This window comes from Microbacterium sp. ZW T2_14 (genome assembly GCF_044987405.1).
Taxonomy (GTDB): Bacteria; Actinomycetota; Actinomycetes; order Actinomycetales; family Microbacteriaceae; genus Microbacterium.
The window spans coordinates 55,965-62,278 of record NZ_JBJDRK010000024.1; the positions used below are offsets into that span (position 1 = coordinate 55,965).

6 protein-coding genes are annotated in these 6,314 nt (G+C 68.4%); 5 read left to right on the top strand and 1 reads right to left on the bottom strand.

All coding sequences use genetic code 11. The annotated features are described in order from the left end of the window. The first annotated feature begins 43 nt into the window (after positions 1 to 43). Positions 44 to 745, top strand: a complete 702-nt coding sequence (locus tag ACI3KY_RS10045) for an SDR family NAD(P)-dependent oxidoreductase (RefSeq protein ID WP_404930032.1) — start codon at positions 44 to 46, stop codon at positions 743 to 745. 16 nt (positions 746 to 761) lie between these two features. Here the strand turns inward: ACI3KY_RS10045 and ACI3KY_RS10050 are convergent, their stop codons facing one another. Continuing rightward, complete coding sequence (locus tag ACI3KY_RS10050) at positions 762 to 1,532, bottom strand: IclR family transcriptional regulator (protein WP_404930033.1); 771 nt, start codon at positions 1,530 to 1,532, stop codon at positions 762 to 764. Positions 1,533 to 1,664: 132 nt separating this feature from the next. On the opposite strand from ACI3KY_RS10050, the gene ACI3KY_RS10055 reads away from it, so the two are divergent. The 4 genes from ACI3KY_RS10055 to ACI3KY_RS10070 all read left to right on the top strand — a co-directional run bounded on the left by ACI3KY_RS10055 (position 1,665) and on the right by ACI3KY_RS10070 (position 6,093). Continuing rightward, positions 1,665 to 2,618 carry a carbohydrate ABC transporter permease gene (locus ACI3KY_RS10055; RefSeq protein ID WP_404930034.1) on the top strand — a complete coding sequence of 318 codons (954 nt, stop codon included), beginning with the start codon at positions 1,665 to 1,667 and terminating at the stop codon, positions 2,616 to 2,618. Then, positions 2,608 to 3,513 carry a carbohydrate ABC transporter permease gene (locus ACI3KY_RS10060; protein WP_404930035.1) on the top strand — a complete coding sequence of 302 codons (906 nt, stop codon included), beginning with the start codon at positions 2,608 to 2,610 and terminating at the stop codon, positions 3,511 to 3,513. Before ACI3KY_RS10055 ends, ACI3KY_RS10060 begins: the two co-directional genes overlap by 11 nt. 49 nt (positions 3,514 to 3,562) lie before the next feature. After that, positions 3,563 to 4,852, top strand: a complete 1,290-nt coding sequence (locus tag ACI3KY_RS10065) for an ABC transporter substrate-binding protein (protein WP_404930036.1) — start codon at positions 3,563 to 3,565, stop codon at positions 4,850 to 4,852. A 62-nt stretch (positions 4,853 to 4,914) separates the two neighbouring features. Next, the gene (locus tag ACI3KY_RS10070) at positions 4,915 to 6,093 is read left to right on the top strand and encodes a hypothetical protein (protein ID WP_404930037.1); all 1,179 of its coding nucleotides are present in this window, start codon (positions 4,915 to 4,917) and stop codon (positions 6,091 to 6,093) included. Positions 6,094 to 6,314 lie beyond the last annotated feature (221 nt).

Here is a 6,314-nt window from a genome sequence, read left to right on the forward strand (position 1 = left end):
CCGGATCCGATAGCCTCGCGAACGTCGGGGAGAGGAGCCGCGGGTGTTCGACCTCATGGGGATGCGGGCGCTGCTGACGGGCGCGACGAGCGGCCTCGGCGCGGCGATCGCCGACGCGATGGAGGCCCACGGCGCGGACGTGCTACGGCACGGACTGGAGCAGGCCGACCCGGGATTCGATCTGGACCTCGGTCTGCCCGGCGCGGCGGCGCAGCTCGCCGAGCGCGCGCTGGCAGCAGGACCGGTCGACATCGTCGTGCTCTCGGCGTCGCTGCAGATTCGCGCCCGCTGGGAGACGCTCTCCGCCGATGACGTGGAGCGGCAGCTGCGCGTGAACGTCATGGCGGGATTCGAGCTGCTCCAGGCGCTCGTGCCCGGCATGCAGGCGCGGGGCTTCGGGCGCGTACTGTCCATCGGCAGCGTGCAGCTGGCGCGCCCGCACCCCGACATGGCCGCCTACGCCGCCTCCAAGGCCGCCTTCGCGAGCATCATCCGCAATCTCGCGGGTCAGGTCGCTGCGTCAGGTGTCACCGTCAACACGCTCTCGCCCGGCGTCGTGCGCACGCCGCGGAACGTCGACGCGCTCGCCGACGAATCGTATCGACAGCGCGTGCTCTCCGGCATCCCGGCCGGGCGGATCGGCGAGCCCGGCGACTTCGTCGCAGCGGCCCTGTTGCTCTGCTCGCGCGAGGGCGGCTACATCACCGGACAGGACCTGCTCGTCGACGGAGGGATGTCGCTCTGAGCGCCTCGTCCGCCGGTCAGCGCCCGAGCGCGTCGCTGACGGCTCGTGCGATGCGGGTTACCTCGTTGCCGAGACGGTCGATCTCCGGCTCGATCCGGTAGTCAGGACCCGAGAGAGTGATCGCCGCGATCGGGTTCCCCTCGGCATCCACGATCGCCGAGGCCAGGCGCGTGACGTCGTCGTGCCGGTCGACCGCCGCCCAGCCGCGCTCCACCGCTTCGTCGACGTCGGCGCGCAGCTGCGCCACGTCGATCGGCTCCTGCCGCGCGACGGCATCCGCTTCGAGCGTCGCGATCAGCTGATCGCGGCTGTCCGCGTCGAGCGCGGCGAGAACGGCGCGGCCCATCGCCGTGCGGTGCATCGGCAGGCGCGAGCCCACTGCGCTGCGTACGCGGATAGACCGGTCGGGCTGCTCCTGGGCGATGAAGACCACGAAGCTCTCTTCGAGGATCGCTAGGTGCACCGTCTCCTGCGTGATGTCGCGAAGTTCGGCGAGGAACGGCTGAGCGACGCTGCTGAGTTCATCGCGCCGCGAGCGGTACTCGCGAGCGAGCCACAGGCAGCGGCTGCCGAGCACGAATCGCCGGTCGGCGCTGCGCTGCTGGACGTAGCTCATCTGCCGCAGGGTGGCCAGCAGACGGGATACCGTGCCCTTGTCGATCTCGGCACGCGCGGCAACCTCGGTGACCCCGATGCCCTCGGGAGCCTCGGCCACGATCTCGAGGATCGTCAGACCGCGGACGAGTGTGCGTGCGGCGGATGCGCCGGCTTCCGTCGTTGCGGGCATGGTGACTCCCTTGTCCTTCCTGGACCATACTGCGCTTTCCTGCTTGACATCGGCCGGAGAAGTGCGCATCCTGGTATCTCACTCTACACAACTGTGTTGTGCAAGATGCAACATCTCAATGACGAGGCGCAGATGACCATGACGATCGAACGCACCGAGCGCGGGACGTCGTCCCCGCCTGCCGCGGTTCGCCGCCGGCCGAAGCGCAGCAAGCTCGAGCGGATCGACAGCCTCTACGGGTACGCCTTCGTCGCGCCGGTGGTGCTCGGCTTCCTGGTGTTCGTGGCGCTCCCGATCTTGGGGGTCTTCGCCTTCAGCCTGCAGGACTACAACACCCTCTCGGGGCGCAGCAGCTTCGTCGGTGTGGACAACTACGTCGACCTCGCCACGAACGGCGTCTTCGCGCGGGTGCTGGGCAACACGGCGATCTTCTCGGCGTTCGTCATCCCGGCCAGCATCCTGCTCGGCCTCGCCCTGGCGGTGATGGTGAATCAGCGCATGCGCGCTATCTCGATCTTCCGGACGGCCTACTTCGTGCCCGTCGTCATCTCGCTCGTGGCGTGGTCGCTCGTCTGGGATGTGCTGCTGCAGGACCAAGGCGGCATCAACGGCTGGCTGGCGATGATCGGCATCGAGGGCCCGAACTGGCTCGCCGACAAGAACGTCGCGATGACGACGATCATCATCGTGCAGGTGCTGAAGGGCGTCGGCGTCAGCATGATCCTCTTCCTCGCGGCGCTGCAGGACGTGCCGGCGGAACTGGTCGAGGCGTCGAGGATCGACGGGGCCGGCCGGTGGCAGACCTTCCGGCACGTCGTCGCACCGCTCATCACACCGACGACGTTCATGGTCGCGATCCTCGCCACCATCAATTCGCTGAAGGCCTTTGCGCAGGTGTACCTCCTCACCGAGGGAGGTCCAGAGCTATCCACGGCCATCCTCGGTTACTACATCTACGAGCAGGCGTTCAAGGCGTTCCAGGTCGGCTATGCGTCGACGGCCGCGGTGGTGCTGTTCGCGATCGTGCTCGCTCTGACCCTGTTGCAGTGGTGGTCGCGACGGAGATGGGTCTTCAATGAGTCTTGACCTGGGCTTCGACGCCGTCGTGGACGGCGCGGACAAGAGGGACGAGAAGCCCCCGGTGAAGCGCCGCCCGTGGCTGGCGAAGCTCCTGGTCTACGTGCTGATGACGCTCGTGGCCGTGCCTTTCGTCTTCCCCGTCTTCTGGATGATCTCGACGGCGCTGAAGACCTACGGCGACGTCTTCGAGAATCCGCCGGTGCTCTTCCCCGCTGATCCGCAGTGGCACAACTTCTTGACGCCCTTCACGACGAGCCCGTTCCTGCAGCAGTTCCTGAACTCGGTGTACATCGCGGCGGTCACGACGCTCGGCGTCCTGGCGGTGTCATCTCTCGCGGGATACGCGTTCGCCCGCATCCAGTTCCGCGGGCGCAACTTCCTCTTCATCCTGCTGCTGAGCGCGCTGCTCGTGCCGCCGGAGGTCACGATCCTCCCGCTGTTCCGGATCGTGTCCGCCTTCGGATGGATCGACACGCACCTCTCGCTCATCGTGCCCTCGATCTTCGGTGTGCCGGCGGTGCTCGGCGTCTTCCTGATGCGGCAGTTCTTCCTCAGCATGCCCGTCGAACTCGAGCAGGCCGGTCGCGTCGACGGGCTCGGGCGCTTCGGGATCTTCGCACGCATCGCGCTGCCGCTGGCGAAGGCGCCCCTGGCCGCACTTGCCATCCTGACGTTCCTCAACAGCTGGAACGACTTCCTCGAGCCGCTCGTCTTCCTCCGCACCCGCGAGCTGTGGACGGTTCCCATCGCACTGCAGTCCTTCACCGACCCGATCACCGGCATCCCGATCTGGAACGTCCAGATGGCGGCGACCACCCTCAGCGTCGTGCCCGTCCTCCTCGTCTTCTTCGTCGCGCAGCGCCAGTTCGTCCAGGGCATCGCAGGCACGGGGATCAAGTAGCACCATCGCCGGCGAGGCAGCCGGCGCCCTCACCAGGAAGGAACCACTCATGCGCAAGACACAGCACGCTGCCATCGCCGCACTGACGCTCGCCGCGCTCGCGCTGGCGGGATGCACCGCGGCTCCCGCCGAACCCGACGACGCCGAAGACGCCGAGCCGGTCGACCTCACGATGACCGTGTGGACGGCCGATGAGGCGATCATCGGGACGTTCCAGGACCTCGCCGACGAGTTCCGCGAAGACCACCCCGAGCTCGGTGAGCTCACCATCGAGACGATCCCGTTCGCGGAGTACGACGCCCAGCTGTCGATCCGCCTGAGCGGCGGCGAGGCGCCCGACCTCGGCTGGATCGTCGAGTCCGCGACGCCGGCGTGGGTGGACTCGGGTGCGCTGCTCGACATCAGCTCGTTGAAGGACGACGAAGCCTGGAACTTCGACGACATCATCCCGAACCTCTACGCGGAGCTCGAGGGTGACGACGGGGAGCTGTACGGCTACCCGTTCGCGGGCACCACGCATCCCATCATCTACAACAAGACAGCGTTCGAGCAGGCTGGCCTCCCTACACCCAACGAGCTGTTCGACTCCGGCGACTGGACCTGGGAGACGCTCCGCAGCTCGGCGAAGGCGCTCGTCGACTCCGGTGTGGTGACGTACGGTTTCGACATCCCGCAGTGGGGATACACGAGCTACGCCCTGTTCACCCCGTTCCTCAAGGGCTTCGGCGGCGCGGCGTATCCCGAGGGCACGGAGTGCGGCTACACCGATCCGAAGAGCGTCGAGACCTTCGAATTCGTGCACGGCATGATCTTCGAGGACGGCTCGTACCCGCCGCCCGGAAACACGTCGAGCTTCCCGACGGGGGACACGGGCATGTACCTCGGCGCCCCGAGCACGCTCGCGCAGCTGGCCGACTCGACCTTCGAATACGACATGGCACCGCAGCCCGAGGGTGACGTCGATTACGACCCGTTCATCGGGCAGGCATCCATGGTCGTCTTCGCCGACGGCGCCGCACCCGAGCTCGCGACGGAACTCTTCGCGTACTTCACGAGCGAGCACGGGTCCGAGACGCTGCCCTACGTCGCACCGCGCACCTCGCTGCAGACCGAGGAGTTCATCGCCAGTCTGTATCCCCAGGTGCCTGCGGAGCACGCCAAGGAGGCGCTGCTCGACACGCTCGAATACGCGAACCAGATCCCGTATCCGGTAGCTTTCCCCGAGCTCTCGACGGCGACCAAGCCGGCGCTCGACGGTGTCTGGACGGCGGATGCCGATGTGGAGTCGCAGCTGGCCGCCGTGTGCGACGCTGCAGACCCGATCCTCGAGAACCAGTAGCGACAACCCGCCCGATGGGGGCGCACCGCCCGGTGCGCCCCCATCGGCTCGTCGGAGGCGCGATGGACGTGATCGAGTGGGACTTCCGTGACCCTCGTGCGCCGCTGCGCGACATCACCGGGCACCGGCTCGAGCTGCGCGCATCCGGGGCCGGCTGGGTCAGCGATCCGCTCGTCGGCGGAGCCCTGCACTTCGATGGGGCGGACGACTTCCTCGTCATCGATGCGGCCGACGTCGGGCCGTTGCATGCCGCAGTGCGGGGTGACCAGGTGAGTGTCATCGCGCTCGTCCGTCGCGCGTCGCTGGACACCGGGTTCATCGCCGGTATGTGGCAGGAGGACGACGCCGATCCACGACGTCAATACGGCCTCTTCGTCAGCCTGCCGACCTACGGCGGCGCCCAGCAGGCCGTCGGACATGTGTCGGCCGACGGAGGTCCGAGCCCGGGGCTTCCCTACAGCCGTGACTACGCCGCCAGCGCACGCATGATCGCGCCGGGTCAGTGGCGCGTCGTCGGATTCAGCTACGACGGCGCCGCCATCGCGGCGTACTTGGACGGCGTCGCCGACCCGCGTCCGCGATTCCAGGAGGTCGGCCCGCCGTCGGGCCAAGCGCGCGAGTACCGGAAGAACCCCTACGACTTCCCCGGCGGACTCAACCGGCGGACAATCTCGGACTTCACCGTCGGCGCGGTTCTGCTGAGAGGAGGCATGGGGAATCATTTCGCGGGTGACATCGCGCGGGTCCGCGTCGTCACCGAGGCGGTGGACGCGCGCGGGATGCTCGACCTCGCCGCGGAATGGACGCCGGCGCACAGCCCCCTCGTGCGGGTGGACCTGTTTCGTCCGGAGGGTCCGGTCGCCGCCCACGAGGGCGGCGGAGACGGCGAGGCGTGGCCGGCCGAGGCGCTGGGTCTCGTGGACGACGGCGCGGGCGCCGTCGTCACGCGGGGGCGGCTGGAGGTGCCCGCGTCCGACCTGCCGCACCGCATCACGCTGGTGCGTCTTCCGGGCCTCGCACCGGACAGGATCGCCTCCATCGACGTTGACCACGAGCGAGGCGCTGCCTCGATCGTGGTGCGTTCGGACGCCGGGTGGGAGAGCGTGACGCCCCTGCGACCGGGTGCGCAGCGCATTCGGATCCCGGGGACGCACACGGCGGAGATGCACGAGATCGCGCTTGCGGTCGGCCCCACGACACATCCCGTGGCGCTCCGGCACCTCGTGATCCGGGCGCGCTGACAGCACGGATCTGACGGCGCTGTTCGCCGGCCGGGTGTCGCCGCGGTGGCACGTGTCCGGTGATCGTGGCCGGTCATTCGGCGGATCCCGCCCGGTTGTCCGGTCGCCGAGACCGGTGAGAAACCCTGATGAGGTTGGGGGACACGCCAGCGCGTGCCGGGGGCACCGGCATCCGTCGCATACCGTGGTGTGCATGGGTGGGCAGGTGTGGGGCGGGGGAG